22 protein-coding genes are annotated in these 19,782 nt (G+C 62.4%); 18 read left to right on the forward strand and 4 right to left on the reverse strand.

Annotated features, from left to right (window positions below):
- The first annotated feature begins 130 nt into the window (after nucleotides 1-130).
- The 4 genes from AB7F49_RS07955 (at nucleotide 131) to AB7F49_RS07970 (ending at nucleotide 2,208) form a co-directional block, all read left to right on the forward strand.
- Nucleotides 131-388 (forward strand): hypothetical protein, encoded by a 258-nt coding sequence (locus AB7F49_RS07955; RefSeq protein ID WP_428521298.1) that lies wholly within the window; start codon nucleotides 131-133, stop codon nucleotides 386-388.
- Between the two features lie 71 nt (nucleotides 389-459).
- On the forward strand, nucleotides 460-1,248 hold the full coding sequence (gene pcaH / locus AB7F49_RS07960) for a protocatechuate 3,4-dioxygenase subunit beta (RefSeq protein WP_428521299.1): 789 nt from the start codon (nucleotides 460-462) through the stop codon (nucleotides 1,246-1,248).
- 2 nt (nucleotides 1,249-1,250) lie between these two features.
- Complete coding sequence (gene pcaG / locus AB7F49_RS07965) at nucleotides 1,251-1,877, forward strand: protocatechuate 3,4-dioxygenase subunit alpha (RefSeq protein WP_428521300.1); 627 nt, start codon at nucleotides 1,251-1,253, stop codon at nucleotides 1,875-1,877.
- Nucleotides 1,867-2,208: a c-type cytochrome gene (locus tag AB7F49_RS07970; RefSeq protein ID WP_428521301.1), complete on the forward strand. Its 342-nt coding sequence runs from the start codon at nucleotides 1,867-1,869 to the stop codon at nucleotides 2,206-2,208. Before pcaG ends, AB7F49_RS07970 begins: the two co-directional genes overlap by 11 nt.
- Here AB7F49_RS07970 and AB7F49_RS07975 read toward each other — a convergent pair.
- On the reverse strand, nucleotides 2,205-2,855 hold the full coding sequence (locus AB7F49_RS07975) for a TetR/AcrR family transcriptional regulator (RefSeq protein ID WP_428521302.1): 651 nt from the start codon (nucleotides 2,853-2,855) through the stop codon (nucleotides 2,205-2,207). The genes AB7F49_RS07970 and AB7F49_RS07975 overlap by 4 nt on opposite strands.
- Before the next feature lie 321 nt (nucleotides 2,856-3,176).
- Here AB7F49_RS07975 and AB7F49_RS07980 point away from each other — a divergent pair, with 321 nt between their 5' ends.
- From AB7F49_RS07980 to AB7F49_RS08010, 7 genes are all read left to right on the forward strand, one after another.
- Nucleotides 3,177-3,719 (forward strand): OsmC family protein, encoded by a 543-nt coding sequence (locus tag AB7F49_RS07980; RefSeq protein WP_428521303.1) that lies wholly within the window; start codon nucleotides 3,177-3,179, stop codon nucleotides 3,717-3,719.
- 31 nt (nucleotides 3,720-3,750) lie between these two features.
- Nucleotides 3,751-4,881, forward strand: a complete 1,131-nt coding sequence (locus tag AB7F49_RS07985) for an acyl-CoA dehydrogenase family protein (protein ID WP_428521304.1) — start codon at nucleotides 3,751-3,753, stop codon at nucleotides 4,879-4,881.
- Nucleotides 4,882-4,936: 55 nt separating this feature from the next.
- The gene (locus AB7F49_RS07990; RefSeq protein ID WP_428521305.1) at nucleotides 4,937-5,815 is read left to right on the forward strand and encodes a sulfurtransferase; all 879 of its coding nucleotides are present in this window, start codon (nucleotides 4,937-4,939) and stop codon (nucleotides 5,813-5,815) included.
- A 62-nt stretch (nucleotides 5,816-5,877) separates the two neighbouring features.
- Entirely contained in the window at nucleotides 5,878-7,209 is a 1,332-nt protein-coding gene (locus tag AB7F49_RS07995; protein ID WP_428521306.1) for a CmpA/NrtA family ABC transporter substrate-binding protein, read from the forward strand.
- A 133-nt stretch (nucleotides 7,210-7,342) separates the two neighbouring features.
- Complete coding sequence (locus AB7F49_RS08000; protein ID WP_428521307.1) at nucleotides 7,343-7,594, forward strand: GlsB/YeaQ/YmgE family stress response membrane protein; 252 nt, start codon at nucleotides 7,343-7,345, stop codon at nucleotides 7,592-7,594.
- 324 nt (nucleotides 7,595-7,918) lie between these two features.
- Nucleotides 7,919-8,815 (forward strand): prohibitin family protein, encoded by an 897-nt coding sequence (locus AB7F49_RS08005; protein WP_428521365.1) that lies wholly within the window; start codon nucleotides 7,919-7,921, stop codon nucleotides 8,813-8,815.
- A 185-nt stretch (nucleotides 8,816-9,000) separates the two neighbouring features.
- On the forward strand, nucleotides 9,001-9,222 hold the full coding sequence (locus AB7F49_RS08010) for a hypothetical protein (protein ID WP_428521308.1): 222 nt from the start codon (nucleotides 9,001-9,003) through the stop codon (nucleotides 9,220-9,222).
- A 60-nt stretch (nucleotides 9,223-9,282) separates the two neighbouring features.
- Here the strand turns inward: AB7F49_RS08010 and AB7F49_RS08015 are convergent, their stop codons facing one another.
- Nucleotides 9,283-9,693, reverse strand: a complete 411-nt coding sequence (locus tag AB7F49_RS08015; RefSeq protein ID WP_428521309.1) for an MgtC/SapB family protein — start codon at nucleotides 9,691-9,693, stop codon at nucleotides 9,283-9,285.
- 21 nt (nucleotides 9,694-9,714) lie between these two features.
- Complete coding sequence (locus AB7F49_RS08020; RefSeq protein WP_428521366.1) at nucleotides 9,715-9,876, reverse strand: DUF1328 family protein; 162 nt, start codon at nucleotides 9,874-9,876, stop codon at nucleotides 9,715-9,717.
- A 274-nt stretch (nucleotides 9,877-10,150) separates the two neighbouring features.
- Here AB7F49_RS08020 and AB7F49_RS08025 point away from each other — a divergent pair, with 274 nt between their 5' ends.
- Both AB7F49_RS08025 and AB7F49_RS08030 read left to right on the forward strand, forming a co-directional pair.
- Entirely contained in the window at nucleotides 10,151-11,017 is an 867-nt protein-coding gene (locus tag AB7F49_RS08025; protein WP_428521310.1) for a YihY/virulence factor BrkB family protein, read from the forward strand.
- Nucleotides 11,014-12,084: an AI-2E family transporter gene (locus AB7F49_RS08030; RefSeq protein ID WP_428521311.1), complete on the forward strand. Its 1,071-nt coding sequence runs from the start codon at nucleotides 11,014-11,016 to the stop codon at nucleotides 12,082-12,084. The genes AB7F49_RS08025 and AB7F49_RS08030 overlap by 4 nt, the downstream gene beginning before the upstream one ends.
- 327 nt (nucleotides 12,085-12,411) lie before the next feature.
- Here the strand turns inward: AB7F49_RS08030 and AB7F49_RS08035 are convergent, their stop codons facing one another.
- The gene (locus AB7F49_RS08035; protein ID WP_428521312.1) at nucleotides 12,412-12,984 is read right to left on the reverse strand and encodes a YqhA family protein; all 573 of its coding nucleotides are present in this window, start codon (nucleotides 12,982-12,984) and stop codon (nucleotides 12,412-12,414) included.
- A gap of 382 nt (nucleotides 12,985-13,366) precedes the next feature.
- On the opposite strand from AB7F49_RS08035, the gene AB7F49_RS08040 reads away from it, so the two are divergent.
- Genes AB7F49_RS08040 through ctaD form a run of 5 tightly spaced genes read left to right on the forward strand, consistent with a single transcriptional unit; the run spans nucleotide 13,367 to nucleotide 19,782 of the window.
- A complete protein-coding gene (locus tag AB7F49_RS08040; protein ID WP_428521313.1) occupies nucleotides 13,367-14,044 on the forward strand; it encodes a cytochrome c oxidase assembly protein in 678 nt (225 codons plus the stop codon).
- Nucleotides 14,045-14,052: 8 nt separating this feature from the next.
- A complete protein-coding gene (locus AB7F49_RS08045) occupies nucleotides 14,053-15,198 on the forward strand; it encodes a c-type cytochrome (RefSeq protein WP_428521314.1) in 1,146 nt (381 codons plus the stop codon).
- Nucleotides 15,195-16,190, forward strand: coding sequence for a cytochrome c oxidase subunit II (gene coxB, locus AB7F49_RS08050; RefSeq protein WP_428521315.1), 996 nt, complete (start codon nucleotides 15,195-15,197; stop codon nucleotides 16,188-16,190). The genes AB7F49_RS08045 and coxB overlap by 4 nt, the downstream gene beginning before the upstream one ends.
- A 2-nt stretch (nucleotides 16,191-16,192) precedes the next feature.
- Entirely contained in the window at nucleotides 16,193-17,248 is a 1,056-nt protein-coding gene (locus tag AB7F49_RS08055; protein WP_428521316.1) for a sodium:calcium antiporter, read from the forward strand.
- The gene (gene ctaD / locus AB7F49_RS08060) at nucleotides 17,245-19,782 is read left to right on the forward strand and encodes a cytochrome c oxidase subunit I (protein ID WP_428521317.1); all 2,538 of its coding nucleotides are present in this window, start codon (nucleotides 17,245-17,247) and stop codon (nucleotides 19,780-19,782) included. Before AB7F49_RS08055 ends, ctaD begins: the two co-directional genes overlap by 4 nt.

Raw genomic sequence — 19,782 nt, forward strand, 5'->3', positions numbered from 1 at the left:
CCGCGACCTGCTCCTGATACCTCGCTTAACCGCGCATTAACCCTGTTCCGGCACAAGGTTCCCGCCCGCAATTTCCTGCGGGCCCGCGATTCGGACACGACACGCGGCGATACGGACCTTGGGGGTGCGTATGCTCTGGCACTATCGCAAGCGTGCGGAAGAGTGTGCGTCGCGCATCATCAACACGAAAAGCGACGTCGTCCGGCAGAACTACCAGCGCCTGCTGGAATCCTGGAAGGCACTGATCGAAGCCGAAGAAGCACGGCTGAGCCGTGTCGCCAGCGTGCCCGAGCTGGGTGCCCGCAAGGCCCGCGGCGAACGGCCTCGCCTCGAGGTGGTGCGCGCATCCTACGGTGCGGATCCGATCATGGACCGGCCCGTCGCTTGATTTGGGTCAATCCGCGCACCTTGCATCCTCTCTAACCTTTCTTCCGGTCGGTAGAAGCCGGGAGGATGCCCATGAATGTCAGACAGCAGGTCTCCGAACCTGAATCGGAGCCGGTGCACGATGCCTTTCTGCCGTCCATCCATCCCGTAGAGTTCTATCAGCGCGACCGCTCGCTGCATCCGCCGGCCTATGCGCCCGGCTACAAGACGAGTGTCGGCCGCTCGCCACGACGCGCACTGCTGTCGCTGAACAATTCGCTGTCGGAAATCACCGGACCTGTCTTCGGCCGCAACGACATCGGCCTGCTCGACAACGACCTGATCAGGAACTACGCCAAGGACGGCGACCCGATCGGCGAACGCATCATCGTTCACGGTCAGGTGCTGGACGAAAACCGCAAGCCGGTCCCCAACACTCTGGTCGAATTCTGGCAGGCCAATGCCGCCGGCCGCTACCGGCACAAGAACGATACCTATCTCGCCCCGATCGATCCGAATTTCGGCGGCTGCGGCCGCACACTGACCGACGCGGATGGCTATTACTATTTCCGCACGATCAAACCGGGACCTTATCCCTGGCGCAACTACGTCAATAGCTGGCGCCCGGCCCATATCCATTTCTCGATCTTCGGCACCGGCTTCGCGCAGCGCCTGATCACCCAGATGTATTTCGAGGGGGATCCGCTCATCGCGGTCTGCCCGATTGTCAATACGGTGCCCGACCCGGCCGCCATAGACCGGCTGATCGCGCCACTCGACATGAACGCCGCGATCCCGATGGACCTCCTCGCCTACCGCTTCGACATCGTGCTGCGCGGCCGCCGCTCGACGCTGTTCGAGAATCGCCTGGAAGGAAACTGATCATGCCGCAAGCGCTCGGATACCTGAAGGAAACCGCGTCGCAGACCGCAGGTCCCTACGTCCATATCGGGCTGATCCCGCATATGGCGGGCTTCGACATCTTCCAGAACAATTTCGGGAATGTGCTGGCCGGCGCGGCGACCCACGGCGAGCCCATCACCATCGAGGGGCGCGTGCTGGACGGCACCGGCACGCCGGTGCGCGACGCGCTGGTCGAGATATGGCAGGCAAACGCGGAGGGCCGTTACAATCATCCCGCCGACCGGCAGAGCAAGCCGCTCGACCCGGATTTCCGCGGCTGGGGCCGTACCGGCGCCGAGTTCAGCACCGGCCTCTACACATTCCACACCATCAAGCCGGGCCCTGTGATCGGCCGCCATACCCGGATGATGGCCCCGCATGTCAATGTCTGGATCGTGTCGCGCGGCATCAATATCGGTCTGCATACCCGCATGTATTTTTCCGACGAAGCCGAAGCCAATGCCGCCGATCCCGTGCTAAACTTGATCGAACAGGAAGAGCGCCGCGCGACCCTGGTCGCCACGCGAACAAGCCGCGGCGGCAAGATCGTTTACGTGTTCGATATCGTCCTGCAGGGCGAGAAGGAGACGGTGTTCTTTGACGTATGAACCACGAGTCGGTGCGGCAGCCGTCACAGCCGCCCTGTTGTGCCTGTCGCTCGCGGCTCCGCCTGCCTTGGGCGCGGGGTCGGTCGAAGAGGGCCGTGACCTCGCTCAGCGGCTTTGCGCGGCGTGTCACGCAATCGACCGCGGCGAGCGAAGTCCGATCTCGGGCGCCCCGGCTTTTCGCCGTCTTGAGCCGCAGGTCGACCTCGATGACCTGGTCGATCGCCTGCAGGGCGGCGTCCTGGCGGGACATCCGCAAATGCCCGCCTTCGTCATGAAAGAGCACGAGGCGCGTTCGCTGGTCGCCTATATGCGCTCGCTGCAGGGCAACTAGACTGCGGTCGCGGCGCGCCGTCTCGGCGCCGCCTTGCGCGGTTGGTCGTTCCCGATCAGCACCCGCAGCACCGAACCAGCGTCGTCCGCCACCTTCGGATTGCGTGTGACCATCGCTGCGATGATGGCGCCGTCGATCAGAAGCCCGATCTGGTGCGCGAGCGCAGCCGGATTCGGCAAGGCCGCTTCCGCCGCGACCCGCTCGATCCGCGCCAGTACCACCGTCTTGTGCCGGATCGTGATGGCGCGAAGGCGCTCGTCCGACTTGTCGTGCTCGCCGATGGCGTTGATGAAGGGGCAGCCGTAGAAGCGCTCCTCCGAAAACCATTCCCTGAGCAACGGAAAGATGCGCAACAGCTTGGTGCGGGGCGACGCATGTCCGGCTTCGATCCCGCCGATGAACCAGTCGCGCCAGCGCTGCCCCTCATTCTCCAGAACCGCCTCGATCAGTCCTTCCTTCGAACCGAAGATGCGATAGAGCGTGGTCTTCGCGGTCTTGGCCTCGTCGATCACCGCGTCGACACCGGTCGCATTGATTCCATAACGGCAGAATAATTCGGTCGCCGCATCGAGCAGCCGCTTGCGCGCGCTCTCGGCGTCATTGGCCGCGCGCGGGTCCAGTTCGGCTGCAGCGCCCTTTCCACTCATGATTCATTCCTTAGCGCAGGATCGCGCCGAACGGAATTGCTTCGCTTGCGGGTTTCTGCATGAGGCCGCGCATGGGGCGTTCGATCCGCGGCACGCAAAGCGATCTGGCCTCGCCGCCTGCTGCATCGAAAGCATGCGCCGCCGCGCTCAATTCCTGTCCCTGTGCCCCCGCAATGAGCATCCGTCGGGCTGGCCAGGCCGGCCGCCGAGCGCCGGCTCATTGAGATTGCTTGCGAATCCGTATCCACGCCGGCTGGCACGGTCCCTGCAATGCAACAGACCGGTTAGTAGCCTAACCGAACCTGAAACCTGGAGAAACGCATGGCCGTCGCCGCGGAAAAAGTCGTGCTCACCGGATGTCTCGCCCCGATCGACAAGGGCGGACTTGAAAAGCTGATCGAAAGCGGAAAGGCAAACCCCAAGGTCATCAAGACACTGAAGTGCAAGACCGTCGCCGAAGGCAAGTTCCGGCACCTCAACTTCATCCGAAATCTGCCGCCCTATATCGTGGATGAACCGCCGGCGCTGCTGGGCGACGACACCGCGCCAAACCCGTCCGAAGCCTCGCTTGCCGCACTCGGCTCCTGCCTTGCTGTCGGCCTGCACGCCAATGCCGTGCACCGCGGCTGGATCGTTCGCAAGCTCGAGCTCGAGCTGGAAGGCGATCTCAACATCAGTGCGGTCTGGGGCACGGGAGACGTCAGCGAAAAGCCGGTCGGCTTCACCGATGTGCGGGTGAAGGTCGACATGGAATGCGACGGCGTCGCACCCGAGGAAATCGATGCGCTGATTACGCATGTGAAGAAATGGTCGCCGGTCGCCAACACCTTCACGCGTCCGGTCGGGCTCGAAGTGAGCCGCTGATCGTGTTCCCCATGAAAGGAAGGTCTTTGCCATGACACAGGCCGCGCTTGCGCTGGAGACCCGGACTGAGACGGAGGATCTGTGCGAGCGCGTCCGCGCCGTGGCGAAGGTGAAGCTCGCCCCTCACATCGACGCCATCGACAAGGGCGAACTCTATCCCGAGGAGGCGTTGCACGCTTTCGGCTCCGGGGGTGCGTTCGCCTCCCACATGCCGGTGAACGGCGACGCCGATTTGCGGCCCGCAATCGCAGCAATGTCGGTGATCGGCGAGACCTGCGGCGCCACCGCCTTCATGGCGTGGTGCCAGGACACGCTCGCCTGGTATGTCGGCAATTCGCAGAATGCGGCGCTGAAGGCGCAATGGCTCGGCCCGGTATCAAGCGGCACACAACTCGGCGGCACCGGCCTGTCGAACCCGATGAAGACCTTCTTCGGGATCGAGACCATCAAGCTGAAGGGCCGCAAGGTCGAGGGAGGATATGTCGTGAAGGGCGCCCTGCCCTGGGTTTCCAATCTCGGGCCTGGCCACATTTTCGGTACCATCTTCGAACGCGAGGATGCGCAGGATTCAAATGGAGTTGGTGAGCGCGTGATGTTCCTCGCCGATTGCGGCAACCCGAAGATCACCTTGCATCCCTGCCCGCCTTTCCTGGCGATGGACGGCACCGGCACCTACGCCGTGCAAATCCGCAGCGCCTTCGTGCCGGACCGGCTGATCCTGGCCGAGAACGCGATGCCCTTCGTCAAGCGCATCCGCGCGGGCTTCGTACTGCTGCAGGCAGGCATGGGGCTCGGCGTGATGCGCGACTGCATCGCAATCATGAAAGAGCTTCGCCCGATGCTCGGGCATGTCAACCGCTTCCTCGACCATCAGCCGGAAGACTTCGAGCGCCTGCTCGCCGAAGCCGAGCAGGAAGTGATGGCGCTCGCCGCCACCCCCTACGACCCCAGCCCCGCATTCTGGGAACGCGTGGTCAGAATTCGTCTGCAACTCGGTGAGGCATCGGTCGCGACCGCACATGCGGCGATGCTGCATGCCGGGGCGCGCGGCTACCTGAAGTCGCATCGCGCGCAGCGGCGCCTGCGCGAGGCCTATTTCGTCGCCATCGTCACGCCGGCGACCAAGCAGTTGAAAAAAATGCTCGCCGACGGCGCGCAATAAGAATGGTGAGGACGCCCGGGATCATTGCGGAAGAGAACATCAACGGAGGTTCGTCATGACTGCGGCTTTGATTACTGCGGAAGACCTCAAGACGATGATGGCGAGTGAGCCTGTCGTCGTGATCGACACCAGAAACCCCGACGCCTATGCCGCGGGCCATATTCCCGGCGCGGTCAATGTCCACGACATCTTCACCTATCTCGCGACCTCGACGCCCGAGGGCATGGCGGAACTGAAATCGAAATTCGCGGACGCCTTCGGCGCCGCCGGCCTGTCCGGCAAGGAGACCGCTGTCATCTACGAGCAATCGATGAACTCGGGCTTCGGGCAGTCCTGCCGCGGCTATTTCCTGCTGAGCATGCTGGGTTATCCGAGCATTAAGGTGCTGCACGGCGGCTTCGACGCCTGGACCATGCAGGGCCTGCCGGTGACGACCGAAGTCCCCTCACCCACACCCTCGTCGTTCGAAATCGTCCCCGAAGCCGGCGAAATCGTCATTGATTACAAGACCATGCTGGCGGCGCTCGGCAAGCCGATCGCGCTGCTTGACGTGCGCGACGTCGACGAATGGATCGGCGAAAGTTCGTCGCCCTACGGCAAGGATTTCTGCCCGCGCAAGGGCCGCATCCCGGGCGCGGTCTGGCTCGAATGGTATCGCATGATGAAGCCGACCGCCGAGGGGCCACGATTCAAGTCGTCGGAAGAGATTTTGGCCGAATGCGCCACGGTCGGCATTACGCCCGAAACGCCGGTCTATCTCTATTGCTTCAAGGGCGCGCGGGCGTCCAACACCTTCCTCGCGCTCAAGAATGCCGGCGTGAAGGACGTGCGGATGTATTTCGGCTCCTGGAACGAATGGTCGCGCGATCCTTCGTTGCCCATCGAGGAAGGCCACCCGGCAGCCGCGAAAGCCATGCAGGGCAAGGCCGCCTGAGAAATCGCGCCGACCGGCGCGGCCAGACGGCCGCGCCGTCTCCTCTCACGCAAGGCAAATCCATGACCGACAATACCTCGACCCGCATGGGCGCCTGCGCCTGCGGCGATAACCACGATGCGAGTTTCATCTGCGACGGCTTGAGTGACAGCGGCTTGCGCGGCCGGGTCGAGACCGCGGTGCTGCGCGCCGCCTTCCCGGATGCCATGACGCGCCGTTCACTGCTGACAGCCGTCGGCAGCGCAACCGTCACCGCAGCGCTGTCGCAGATTTTCCCGATCGCGACAGCGACAGATGCCTTCGCGCAATCGGGCCCGCTCGAGAAGACCAAGCTCGCGGTCGGCTTCATCCCGATCACCTGCGCCACCCCGATCATCATGGCACATCCGCTCGGCTTCTATGCGAAACAGAAGCTCGATGTCGACGTGGTCAAGACCGCCGGCTGGGCGGTGGTTCGCGACAAGACCATCAACCGGGAATACGACGCCGCCCACATGCTGGCACCGATGCCGATTGCGATCTCGATGGGGCTCGGCTCGACCACCGTCCCCTTCACGGTGCCCGCGATCGAGAACATCAACGGCCAGGCGATCTGCCTCGCCATGGCGCACAAGGACCGGCGCGATCCGAAGACCTGGAAGGGAATGAAATTCGCGATCCCGTTCGACTATTCGAACCACAATTATCTGTTGCGCTATTACCTCGCCGAGAACGGCATCGATCCGGACCAGGACGTGCAACTGCGCGTGGTGCCGCCACCGGAAATGGTCGCGAATCTGCGCGCCGGCAATGTCGACGGTTTCCTCGCGCCGGACAATATCGTGCAGCGCGCGGTGTTCGACGGAACAGGCTTCATCCATCTGATCTCGCGAGAACTCTGGGACGGCCATCCCTGCTGCTCGTTCTCGGCCCGCGCCGACTTCGCGACCGAAATGCCGAACACCTACGCGGCATTGCTCCGCGCGATCATGGAGGCGAGCGCCTATTCGTCGAAGCCCGAACATCGCAAGCAGATCGCGGAGGCGATCGCGCCCGCAAACTACATCAACGCGCCGGTCACCGTGCTCGATCAGGTGCTGACCGGCACTTATGCCGACGGCCTCGGCGGCGTGAAGAAGGATCCGAACCGCGTCACCTTCGATCCGTTCCCGTATGAAAGCTTCGCGATCTGGATCCTGACCCAGATGAAGCGCTGGGGACAGGTCAAGGGCGACGTGGACTATGCCGGGATCGCCAAGAAGGTCTTCCTCACCACCGAGGCGGGCAAGGCGATGAAGGATGCCGGAATTCCGGTCCCCGCCTCCCCGACCAAGGGCTTCACGGTGATGGGAAAGGCGTTCGATCCGTCCAGGCCGAACGAATATGTGGACAGTTTCGCGATCCGCAGGGCGTGAGGCCGTCTCACGGTGATTCGAGGCGGCGGACGGGGTGCCGCCGGAATGACAATCACCGCATCTTGCCGTTATGATGGAACCCGGATCGAGGTCGTGCGTTTTGGCACGGCCTCAAGTGAAGGAAGGGCGGCGCATGGGCATCATCTGGACCATCATCATCGGCTTCATCGCGGGCGTGATCGCGAAATTCCTCATGCCAGGCGACAACGAACCCAAAGGCTTCATTCTCACTACCATTCTCGGCATCGTCGGCGCCTTCCTCGCCACCTATCTCGGCCAGGCGATCGGCTGGTATACGGCAGGCGAAGGCGCGGGCCTGATCGGCGCCATCGTCGGCGCGATCATCCTGCTGCTGGTCTGGGGTGTCGTCACCAAGAAGCGGTGATCCGGACCGCCCATTTACGGCCAACAACCTCTCGAACCCATCCGTCCCGCGGTTTTCGCGGGTCGGAGGCCATGCCGGCACGAGCTTGTGTCGTGCGTGCTTGGCCGAATCCTGCCAATCTGCCTGCGCCGTGCGTTGATTGAACCGCACGGCGCTCACCTGCGACCAAGACAAAGGATCGGTGTCAGCGCGGCAACCCGCGTACGCCGGGTCTTGCGCAGCGCCAGCAGAAGGGAGAACAGGATCATGAACAAAGTGCTTTCGCAGATGACATCCTCCGCGACGGGAAGCAGCGGCGGTGGCCGCGGCCGCAGCATCGTCGTCATGCTGGGGGTCGGCCTTCTGGTTCTTCTCGGCCTCTCCATCGTGCTCGGAAGCTGGTACACCATCGATCAGCGCGAGCGCGGCGTCATCCTGCGCAACGGCAAGCTGATCGGCACCGCGACGCCGGGGCTGGGCTTCAAGATTCCCTTCATCGACTCAATCGTGAAAATCTCGCTGGAAACCCAGCGCGTGCAATTCGACAAGGTCAATTCCTACAGCCGCGACCAGCAGCCGGCCGACCTCCTGATCTCGGTCAATTTCCGCGCCACCGAGGACAAGGTCGACGATCTGTATTCGCAGTTCGGCAGCGTGCGTGGCTATGCCGACCGCATTCTTCTTCCCACGGTACAGTCGCAATCGAAGATCGTTTTTGGCCAGTTCAATGCCGTGACCGCGATTCAGGAACGCGGCCGTCTGAATGCCGAGGTGATGGCCGCCGTGCTCAAGCATGCCGAGGGACCGGTGGTGATCGAATCCGTGCAGATAGAGAATCTCGATTTCAGCAACGAATACGAGAAGTCGATCGAGCAGCGCATGCTGGCCGAAGTCGAGGTTCAGCGGCTTCGGCAGAATGCCGAGCGCGAGAAGGTGCAGGCCGAAATCGTGGTCACCAAGGCGACGGCGGAAGCCAATGCGGTGCGCCAGCGCGCGCAGGCCGAGGCCGAGGCGATCCGGCTGCGCGGCGAGGCCGAAGCGGCCGCGATCCGAGCGCGGGGCGCCGCACTCGGAGACAATCCCAATCTCGTCAACCTGGTTCAGGCCGAGAAATGGGACGGCAAGCTGCCGGTGACGATGCTGCCGGGCGGCGCGGTGCCGATGCTCAATCTGGATCCGCGCATCCCCGCGCCCTCGCCCGGCACGCCGCGTACGGTACCGGCACCGACGGCGTCGCGCTGACGCTTCGGCGGTGGAACTGGCGCGTGAGCGTCCGTCAAGCGGACTTCCCCGGGGATTCGGCCCCGGGGCCTTCGCCGGGGCCTTTTTCATCGCGGCCCGCACACCGCCAACCTCCGCCGGCGGAACCTTTGCTGACCTGGACCCAGGGGGTTTCGCGGCGGGCGCATGCTGATAGAGTCGATGGCATGGACCGCGCGACAATCCTTGGCCAGTCGGAGAAGCTCGAGCGCCATATCGCGCTCGTCGAGGAGGATCTGGCCAAGCAGCGCGAGCTGGTCGCAGACCTGCTGCGCGACGGTCAGGATGCCACGGCGGTGATCGGGCTGTTGCGACAATTCGAGGAGTTGCATGCGCGGCTCATGACCGACCGCGAACTCGTTCGAAAATGGCTGGCTGCGGCGTCCTGAACCGCGTTACTCGTCTTTGTGCTTCCCTGATCGGGATCCGTCGCCTGCGGGCGACCCTCATCACTCCTTCAGAAGTGGAAGAAGTCTTAGAGTGAGAAACGTGAATACCGCGACGACAACGGCCACATCATAGCTGCCCAGTCCCACAGCCGTTCCGATCGCACCCGTTGCCCAGATGCTCGCCGCGGTCGCCGTTCCATGCACGGAACTGCCGTGTTTCAAAATGGCGCCTCCACCGATGAATCCAATTCCGGTTATCAGGCCTTCGACGACACGCGCGATCGCGTCCGGCGAATGCGACAGCATCGATTCGGACGCCTGGATGAACCCGCAACTGGCTACCGCTACCAGAGGAAATGTCCTCAAGCCGGCGCTGCGCGCTTCATTCTCGCGATCCCATCCGATGGGAAAGGCCAGCGCGTATGCTGCAGCAAGCGCCAGCGCATGGGGAAAAATTTCGAAATAGTCCACGCGTTTCTGCCTGGTTCGACTCTAGAACGCGGCCTCCCCGGCCAGGACGCCGAGAATGAAGAACAAGGCATCGACGGCCAACGCGAGCCATTTTGCAATCGTTGCGGCACCGGCGGCGATGCCCGCGAAACCGAAAACGCCGGCAACGATCGAGATCACGAAGAAGATCAAGGTCCATTTCAGTGATCGCCGGCCTCCGGTCTCGCACGAGGCAAACCGAAGGAATTTCCATCAGTTCCAGCGGAGCAACGGACCATATGTCGCATCCATGATGCCTCCCATCCGGCGCGAGCACCCCCTTCTCGAGCTGAATATGGAACAAGCTCTCGTATCAGCCCTTGTCCATAGATTGGGCGGCGCCGGCCGATACTTCCATTCTTGACCAGCGCCTACTTTTTTCCAGCCCGGGCGCTCCTGAAAAGGAAGGCAAATGAATTTCGGCGCTTCATTCGACATATTGTGGCGCGCGATTGCTTGCGCGCGCCGCGATCATGTCACCCTGATTTCAGCGGGCGTCGCCTTCTTCATGCTGCTTGCGATGTTTCCGGGACTGGCGGCGACGCTGTCGGTGTACAGCGTCTTTTCCAATCCAGGTCAGGGCACCCCAATACTCTCGGTGCTGCCGGCCATCCTTCCCGATCAGGTCATCCAGTTCATTTCCATCCAGATCAAGCAAATCGCGCAACGGCAACAAGCGACGCAAGCCCCCTTTGACTGGGCCACCATACTCGGGTTCGGCATGCTCCTCTGGAGCGCCAACAAGGGTATGCCGTCACTCATCGTCGCACTCCATACGATCGACGATACCGAGGAGAGCTACGGCTTCGTGACACGAACCGCACTGTCGTTGGCTTTCACAATCGGCATTCTGCTATTTTTCGTCGGCGCCTCTGCGCTGATTCTTGTACTGCCCTTGGCCCTCGATGCCTTGGACCTGGACGCGACCTCGGTGATTTTCCTGAGGCTGCTGCGATGGCCGGTCCTGCTGGTGGTGATCGGCCTGTTGCTGGCGGTGATCTACCGCTTTGGTTCGACGCAAACGTCGCCTCGCTGGCGGTGGGTATCTGCCGGAAGCATTGCCGCGGCCTTCTTGTGGTTATCATTTTCGATCCTGTTCGAGTGGATGGTCACCACCTTCGGCAGCTTCGATCGACTTTATGGATCGCTCAGCGCCGTGGTCGGGTTCATGATCTGGGTGTGGATTTCGATCATCGCCGTTCTCTTCGGCGCGGAGCTTAATGCCGTCGTCTTCCGCCGACTCTCGGAATCCGACTCCGACGTTTCCGGGAACAGGACGACTGCATCCGACAGGCGTACAAGATGAGCCCGCTTCGCCCGCATGCAGATGCGCGAACCCAGCTGCTGGCTGCGATCACCGCGATATTGGTGATTTCCGGATTGCGCGCGAGCTACTCCGTCACCATGCCGCTCGCTGCGGCGGCCGTCACCATCGCGGCCGTTTGGCCGCTCAAGCAATGGCTGGACAGGGCGATGTCTTCAGCTCTGAGCTATATCGGTACGCTGCTTGTTCTGCTTCTTGTCTTCAGCGGCTTTATGGCCGCGGTCTACTTTTCCGCAGCCCAGATCGTGCGTGCATTCGCCAGCAACCAGGAGCAGTTCAAACAATTCTACTCGGCCTTGACCGACTGGGCCGGCCAATGGGGTATCGACACGCTTGGTGCGCTCGAGGGCTACAATCGGCTGATCGACTTTGGGCAGATGCTGCTGTCCAACGTCTACACCGTTCTGGTCTATCTGGGATTCATTGCCATCCTCGTCGTCCTCGGACTGCCCGCGGTGCCGGTATTGCGGGCCAACCTGAGCCGGGCGTTGAACGCGGCCGAGCGGCGCGAACTGATCGACACGATCGATGAGATTGCGATCAAGGTTCGGCAATATGTCGGCATCACAGCCCTGACCAGCCTGATCACCGGCCTGGCCTCGGCCTTATGGGCCTTCACGATCGGACTCGAACTGGCGCTCGTCTGGGGGCTGCTGAATTTCCTGCTGAATTTCATACCCGTGGTTGGAAACATCATAGGAATATTGCCGCCCACGCTTTACGCGGCGATCCAGTTCCAAAGTCTGACCACCACCCTCGTCGTGTTTGCAGGATTTTCCATTCTGCAAATCGCGATCAGCAACTTCCTGTATCCCGCCCTGCAAGGCCACCGTCTCGCGCTGCCCGCCGTCGTCATCGTCATCGCGATCGCGATATGGACCTGGATTTGGGGAATCGCGGGCGCAGTGCTCGCTGTGCCGCTTACCGCCACTCTCCTGATCGCGGGCGACCATTTCCGCACCACAGGATGGCTGGTGAAGCTACTGTCGGGCTCGCGGGACAATAGCGGGTCCGGCATATCCCGCCGGCCACAGGATCGTGGCGGGTGACGGAGACAGGAGTTCGGATCACATTCTGAGCTGGGAACAATTGTGGAACCCCCGCGTTACGATCCATTCCGGTTTTAACGCGAAACGAAGATTGCGATGGGTCAGAGAGGCCAGTGCAGGTGCAGGATCCTCATTCAAGCGACGCGGATGACGCTTTGAGCGCCAACGAGGCCCGCGGCGCACGGATCGTGAAAGGTGGCGCAATCCGCCGAATATTATGGGTCTCGATCACGATGGCCGTCATTGCGATGGCCGTCACATATCTCTTCCTGTTGAAATGAATCGGTGCAGCGGTCGAGACGAATGTGACGATGGAGGCCCAGGCGATCAGCGCTTGTCGCTGTCGGACGGCATTTTCGACGCGCTTTGCTGACCCGTTTTTGGATGCAGTTCGAGCAATCTCAGAGCCAGTGCCAGCAACAGCGTGCTCACGGGCAAGACCATCAAGCTGACGAGGGCGTTCATCGTCAGGGAGTCATTCGGAGCAGAAAAGGTCTCAAGAGCCTGCCGAAGGAACAAGACGAAAAGGATGATGACGATCAACTCCGCGACGACCTGCTTGAGTTGACCGATCTGTGTTACCCGAAGCCATCCCGGCAAGGACAGCTCTTCTTCGCCCTCTTCGGGATGGATGAACAGCGAATACACCCCATACGAAAAGTACAGAAGAACGATCGCAATGAGAAAGCGGTCCAGGCCTTCAATGACGTTGATGACGGCCCTCGTGCCAAACACGTCGTCACCGTGTTCGTCTGTAAATCCAAATCGGAAGGCGGCATAGATATTGATGGCGCCGAGAACGAACATCAACATGGAGCCCGCCAGCGTCCCCAGCACAGCGACAATGGAAAGAAAGCGCGAACTCACCACGACGCGCTTTTCCAAATTCTTGATGTCCAACGATTTCTCCAATGACTAAGTGAATGCGCCTCGCCAGACGGCTGTTTTTCCAACATCACATGCGACTGAACGCAGTTTGGCGTCGGAGACGGCTCAAGCCCGGTTTAAACCAAAGCAGCGTGGCGCCAAATTGTTCCCTGATGCCTTCCCGAAAACCGAAGGCGCTCCGGCCGGCTTCATGCTGGCGACGTGACCGGACCGCGCCGAAATCGTCCGAAAGCGCGACCAGGCGTGCGGCCAATGCTCCTGCCGGGAACGATCATGGAACCCCGGCGTTCCTTCGATCAGGTGCCTGTCACTCGCCGTGAGCGATCGTCGTTTATTTCATTGTCGTGTGGTGATGCCCGCCATTGCGGAGGCATCAGCTCTCTTGGGGATGGACATGACCCGGACGGAGCGCGTTTCCAGCACCCGACTGCCTCGTCCGTTGCTCGTGCTGACACTGGCCACGTCACTATCGCTGTTTCCCGACACAGCGGATGCGCATGAATCACTCGCCACGCACATGACATTTCATATCGTGGTGATGAATGTCCTTGCGCCGGTGGGAGCGCTTGGCCTGCTCGGATTCGGGGTCATACCGACGCTGGGCGCAGTCGCTGGCAGAACCCTGCTTGCTGCGACCCTTGTTCAGATCATCGCGCTATGGGCGCTTCACTCGCCTGCGCTTCTCACTGCCGCTCTACTCTCCGCGCACGCGTTTTTTCTCGCGCAGGCCGTGCTTTTTTTCGTGGCCCTCTGGTTCTGGCTCGCCGTGCTTTCGCAGCCGCCGCGCGAATTCTGGCGCGGCTCGTTCGCGCTGTTGATGACCGGAAAGCTGTTCTGCCTGCTGGGTGCGCTGTTCGTTTTTTCGCCCAGGGCGCTGTATTCCGGAATGCAGATTTGCTCGACCGGAGCCGATCCCGCGATCTCTGCATCGCAGGATCAGCAACTCGCCGGACTGATGATGCTCATTGCCTGTCCGTTCAGCTACGTTCTGGCGGGGATCGTCCTGGCGTCCAGAGCGCTGCGGAAGCTTGAAACGGATGACGCGCAACTCAGCGAACGAGCGGCGCCGTGATCGGCAGGATGTTCGCACGAAGGGAAACGCGGCAGGCTTTGATCTGGATCACCCTGACCATCACTGTGCTGCTGCTCGCGGCGGCGCTTCTGACCGTTTCAGGACTGTACAGCGTGGCGGCAAGCAGGGGTCATTTCCCGTGGACAAGTTGGCTTCTGAAGGTCGGCATGCATCGATCGGTTGCAACGCATAGCCTGTTGGTAGGCTCGCCTCCCCGCCTGAGCGACGACAATCTCGTCAGACTCGGCGCCGGTCATTTTCACGGCGGCTGTGTGCCTTGCCATGGCGGGCCGGGCAAACGCAGCAACCCGATCGTCTATCACATGCTGCCGCCACCGCCCGAGCTGTCGCGCGTCGTTCAGGACTGGTCCGACAAGGAGCTGTTCTGGATCGTCAGGAACGGCATCAAGTATACCGGAATGCCGGCATGGGTGGCTCTCAAGAGAGATGACGAAGTCTGGGCCGTTGTCGCGTTTCTGCGCGCATTGCCAAAGCTGGGCGCGCAAGATTATCGCAAGCTCACCCGCTCTCAGGACCGGGTCGGAAATCGCAGGGCCGAAGAGCGTGCCCGTGTCGGCAGCGGCAGTCAGGCAATCTCGGCCTGTGCGCGGTGCCACGGTTCCGAAACATCACCGCCCATCAGCAGTCTCGTCCCGATCATCGCCGGCCAGCCCGCGGCCTATCTCGAGAGCGCCCTGCGCCAGTATGCGGACGGCGATCGCGAAAGCGGCATCATGCAGCCGGTCGCTGCCGAGCTGGACGCCGACGCCATATCCTTGCTGTCGAAATATTATGCCGGACTTTCTCCGGCGCTTGCAGGCGAAACCATTGCAACGCCCGAGCAAATCACGCGCGGTCAGGCGATCGCTACGCTGGGCGTGCCCGAGACAGGCATTCCTGCTTGTCTCGCATGCCATGCAGGCAGCAGCCCGACCTTCCCGCTCCTGGCCGGTCAGCACGCACGCTACACGGTCAACCAGCTGCTGGTATGGCAACAGGGCTTGCGCGCAACCAGCGCGCCCGGCGCCATCATGGCGCCGATCGCAAAGCGGCTGAGCCGGCAACAGATCGACGATGTCGCAGCCTTCTTCGAGAGTCTCGGCGCGCCCAGGACAGCCGGAGACGCGACCACCCGCGTGGGACAACGTCCATGAAACCGCGCGCTCGCTTGACATCGAGTTGGCCTCTGCTGCTCGCAGGACTCTCGGCGGTCGCGCTTTCCGGCTGCGACGGGGTGCAGTCCGTCCTTTCCCCGGATGGGGTGGAGTCGGAGCGCGTGTGGACGTTGTTCTGGGTCCTGACCATCGGCGGTTCGGTCATCATGGTGGTCGTGATCATTCTGACCTGGCTTGCGATCGCAATACGGCCGCGATGGCTCAGCACCGAAGCGCTCGTTGTCGGCGGCGGCATCATCTTCCCGATCGTCACGCTGACCGCTCTGCTCGGCTACGGAGTGATGCTGATGAGTGCGGCGGCGAACACGTCCGCAAATCAGCCCGCACTCGAGGTATCGATTCGCGGCGAGCAATGGTGGTGGCGCGTCACCTACACGGCCCCGGACGGAACGCGCATCGAAAGCGCCAACGAATTGCGCATTCCGGTCGGCCGGCCCGTGCGCATCGCACTGACATCGGCCGACGTCATTCACAGTTTCTGGGTACCCAGGCTGGCCGGCAAGCTCGACATGATTCCGGGCCGGACCAATGTGATGACGCTGGTCGCGAAACAGGCCGGCGTCAGCCGCGGACAATGCGCTGAATATTGCGGGGGAGCCCACGCCCTGATGAGCTTCTACGTCGTCGCATTGCCGGCCGCGGAGTTCGACACCTGGCTGGCGAAAGAGGCGAGCGACGCCGCCAGCCAGACGGAGCAAGCTGGCGGCCAGATGCTTTTCCTCTCGCATGGCTGCGGCGGCTGCCACGCCATCCGCGGCACCGCCGCAGTGGGTCGGATCGGACCCGATCTGACCCATGTCGGCAGTCGGCTGTCGCTCGCCGCCGCCGCCCTGCCAAACGACGAGCAGGCGTTCATGCGCTGGATCGCGGACAACCAGCACATCAAGCCGACCAACCGGATGCCTCCGTTTGGCATCTTCAGCGAGGCTGAACTCAGGTCCCTGGCCCGCTATCTCGCGGCATTGAAATAGCCATGATCGACTTCGCGCAGCTCCACCTTTCGGGAAATATCGGGCTCTTCATTGGCGCTGCCATCGTGGTCTGGATCGCAGGCACCAGGATCGCGCGCTACGCGGACGAGATCAGCGTCCATACCGGACTGGGGCACGCGCTGCTCGGCCTTCTCCTGCTTGGCGGCGTGACCTCTCTGCCTGAACTCGCGGTGAGTCTCAGTGCGGCCGCTTCGGGAAGTGCGGCGCTTGCGGTCAACAACATCCTCGGGGGCGTCACCATGCAGGTCGCCATCCTCGCAGTCGCGGACTTCGCCATCGGACGGCGTGCCCTGACCTCGGTCGTGCCCGACCCGGTCGTTATCCTGCAGGGATCGCTCAACGTATTGTTGCTGACACTGGTGCCAACCGCAATTCTCGTGGGCGATATGGCGATTTTCGGCGTCGGCGCCTGGAGCTGGGCGATCCTCGCTCTGACGATAGGGAGCCTGTACATGCTGTCCCGCTCGGAAGGCCGCCAGCCCTGGCTTGCGAGCAATCTGAAACAGACGTCACGATCGAGCAAGAACACCGACAGCGCCCCCCGCAAGTCCCAGCAGTCGCTGACATCGGTGCTCGTCAAGACGACGGTCGCCGCCGCGGCAATCCTGATCGCCGGCTATATCATTTCGAGCACCGCCGAGATCATCGCTGAACAGACCGGCCTCGGTCAGAGCTTCGTGGGCGCCGTGCTGGTCGCCATCTCCACGTCCTTGCCCGAAATCAGCACCGTCCTGTCGGCGGTCCGGCTTGGCCTCTACACGATGGCGATTTCGGACATTCTTGGAACCAATCTGTTTGATGTCGGCCTGCTGTTTGCGGTCGATGCGGTGTCGGCCGGCGAGCCGGTGCTCAACAGCGCCGGCAGGTTCTCGGCAGTGGCAGCGCTGCTCGGCATTGCGGTGACGACGCTTTTCGTGATCGGGCTGGCCGAGCGCCGCGACCGGACCATTTTCCGCATGGGCGTCGATTCGGCGCTCGTTCTGGCCGTGTATTTCGGCGGACTTGTCCTGCTTTACACCTTGCGGGACGCGTCATGACAAACGAGCGCGCGCCAACCGGCCTGCCGAACCCCGACCCGCGTCCACAAGGCGAGGTCGAAGAACTGAAGCGCATCTGGGCGACGCCGACAGGTTTGCGGCAGCTCACCGCCGTGAACAACACGGTCGTTGGCCTGATCTATATCGGCGCCGCCTTTCTGTTCTTTCTGCTGGCCGGCGTGCTCGGACTGCTGATGCGCACGCAGCTCGCGGTCGGAGACAACCGGTTCCTGACCCAGGAACTCTACAATCAGATATTCACCGTCCACGGCACCACGATGATGTTTCTGTTCGCGGTGCCCGCGATCGAAGCGCTCGGGGTGTTGCTCCTTCCACAGATGCTGGCGGCACGCGATCTGCCGTTTCCCAGGCTGAGTGCATTCGCAATCTGGGCCTACATCGTCGGAGGACTCGTGTTCTTCTCGACGATCTTCTACGACATGGCGCCCAAGGGCGGCTGGTTCATGTATCCGCCGCTGACGCTGACCGAATATTCGCCGGGAAACAATGCGGATTTCTGGCTGCTCGGCATCGGCTTCATCGAGATATCAGCCATCGCAGGCGCGATCGAAATCGTCGTCGGCATCCTGCGGACGCGCCCGCCCGGCATGTCGCTCGGCAAGATGCCGATCTTCGCCTGGACCATGCTGATCTTTGCCGGGATGATCATCTTCGCGTTTCCGGCGGTCATCCTCGCGACCATGCTTCTCGAGATCGAACGGGCGTTCGGCTGGCCGTTCTTCACCGCGGCCAAGGGCGGCGATTCTCTGCTGTGGCAGCATCTGTTCTGGTTCTTCGGCCATCCGGAGGTCTACATCATCTTCCTGCCCGCCGCGGGACTCGTCTCGATGATGATTCCGACCATGGCTCGCACGCCGCTGGTCGGATATCACCTGATTGTCGTCGCGCTCATCGCCACCGGGTTTTTCAGCTTCGGGCTTTGGGTGCACCACATGTTCACCACCGGAATTCCTGCGCTCAGCCTCAGCTTTTTCTCGGCGGCCAGCATGGCCGTTGCCATTCCATCCGGAATCCAGGTGTTCGCCTGGATCGCCACGATCGCGGCCGGACGGGAACGGTTCCGGATCAACACGCCTTCGCTTTTCGTGCTGGGATTTCTTTTCATCTTCACGCTCGGCGGCCTGACCGGCGTCATGGTCGCCATGGTGCCCTTCGATCTTCAGGTTCACGACACCTATTTCGTGGTCGCCCATTTCCACTATGTGCTGATCGGCGGCATGGTGTTTCCGCTCTTCGCGACATTCTATTACTGGGCGCCGATGGTGAGCCGCAACGCGCTGTCGGAGCGGCTGGGTCGCTGGGTGTTCTGGCTGATGTTCGTCGGCTTCAACGTCACGTTTTTCCCCATGCATCTGACCGGGCTGATGGGCATGCCGAGACGGGTCTGGACCTATCCGAGCATGCTCGGCTGGGACCTGCTGAACACCATATCGACCGTGGGTGCCTTCACGTTCGCCGCCGGCGTGCTGCTGTTTCTGATCGACCTGGCCGTCCGGTTCCGGCCCGGTGCCGGCGCCGGAAATCCCTGGGGCGCGGGAACGCTGGAATGGCTGCCAAACGACGTCTACTCGACACGCAGCATCCCGCACGTCACCAGCCGCGAGCCGCTCTGGGACCAGCCCAATCTCGCGGCCGATGTCGAAGCCGGACACTACTATCTGCCGAACGCGCCTACCGGCGGGCGGGAAACGATTGTGACTTCGCCGATCGACGCGAAGCCGGAATACATCATCCAGATGCCGGGGCCGAGCTGGACCCACTTCATCGCCGCGGTGTTCACCGCCGCGTTCTTCCTGCTGCTGACCGTCAAGCTGGTGGTGACGGCGGTGATCTGCGGAGTGATCGCGATCGCTGCCTGCCTCGTCTGGACCTGGTCGCTCGATCCAGGTCCGGGTCGCGGACCCGTCGCGATCGGCGGCAACATCAAGCTTCCGGTCTACGCCACCGGTCCCGCATCGCATTCGTGGTGGGCAATGGTCGTGCTGATGCTGGTCGCGGGCTCGCTCTTCCTGTCTTATGTGTTTTCCTATCTCTATTTGTGGACCGTGTCCCCGCAGGCCTGGATCGACGGGGCAGCGCGGCTCCCCGCAACGACGTGGCCGGTCATTTCCGGTCTGCTGCTGCTCATCAGCATCACCGCCTTCGTCGGCGCCGGCCGCGTGCTCCCTCGCCCTTCACGGCGTGGCATCAGCGCGATGATCCTGCTGGCGGTCGGAACGATATGCCTCGTGGGCGGAATTGCCGCCGAAGTGACGGCGCACTGGCAGGCGGGCCTGCGCCCGACCGACAGCTCCTATGCCGCATCGGTCTACATGGCGAGCGTACTGACCGGCCAGGTCGCCTTGGCGGTGCTGATCATGTCGATGTTCACGGCCGCGCGATACGTCGCCGGCAAGCTTGATCGAGAGCGGCGCGTGACCTTCGACAACACGGCTCTGCTGGCATGCTACGCAGCCGCCCAGGGGCTTCTTGGGCTGATCCTGGTGCACGGATTTCCGCGCGTGATGGGATGA

Origin of the sequence: Pseudorhodoplanes sp. (genome assembly GCF_050250235.1) — a bacterium.
Taxonomy (GTDB): domain Bacteria; phylum Pseudomonadota; class Alphaproteobacteria; order Rhizobiales; family Xanthobacteraceae; genus Pseudorhodoplanes.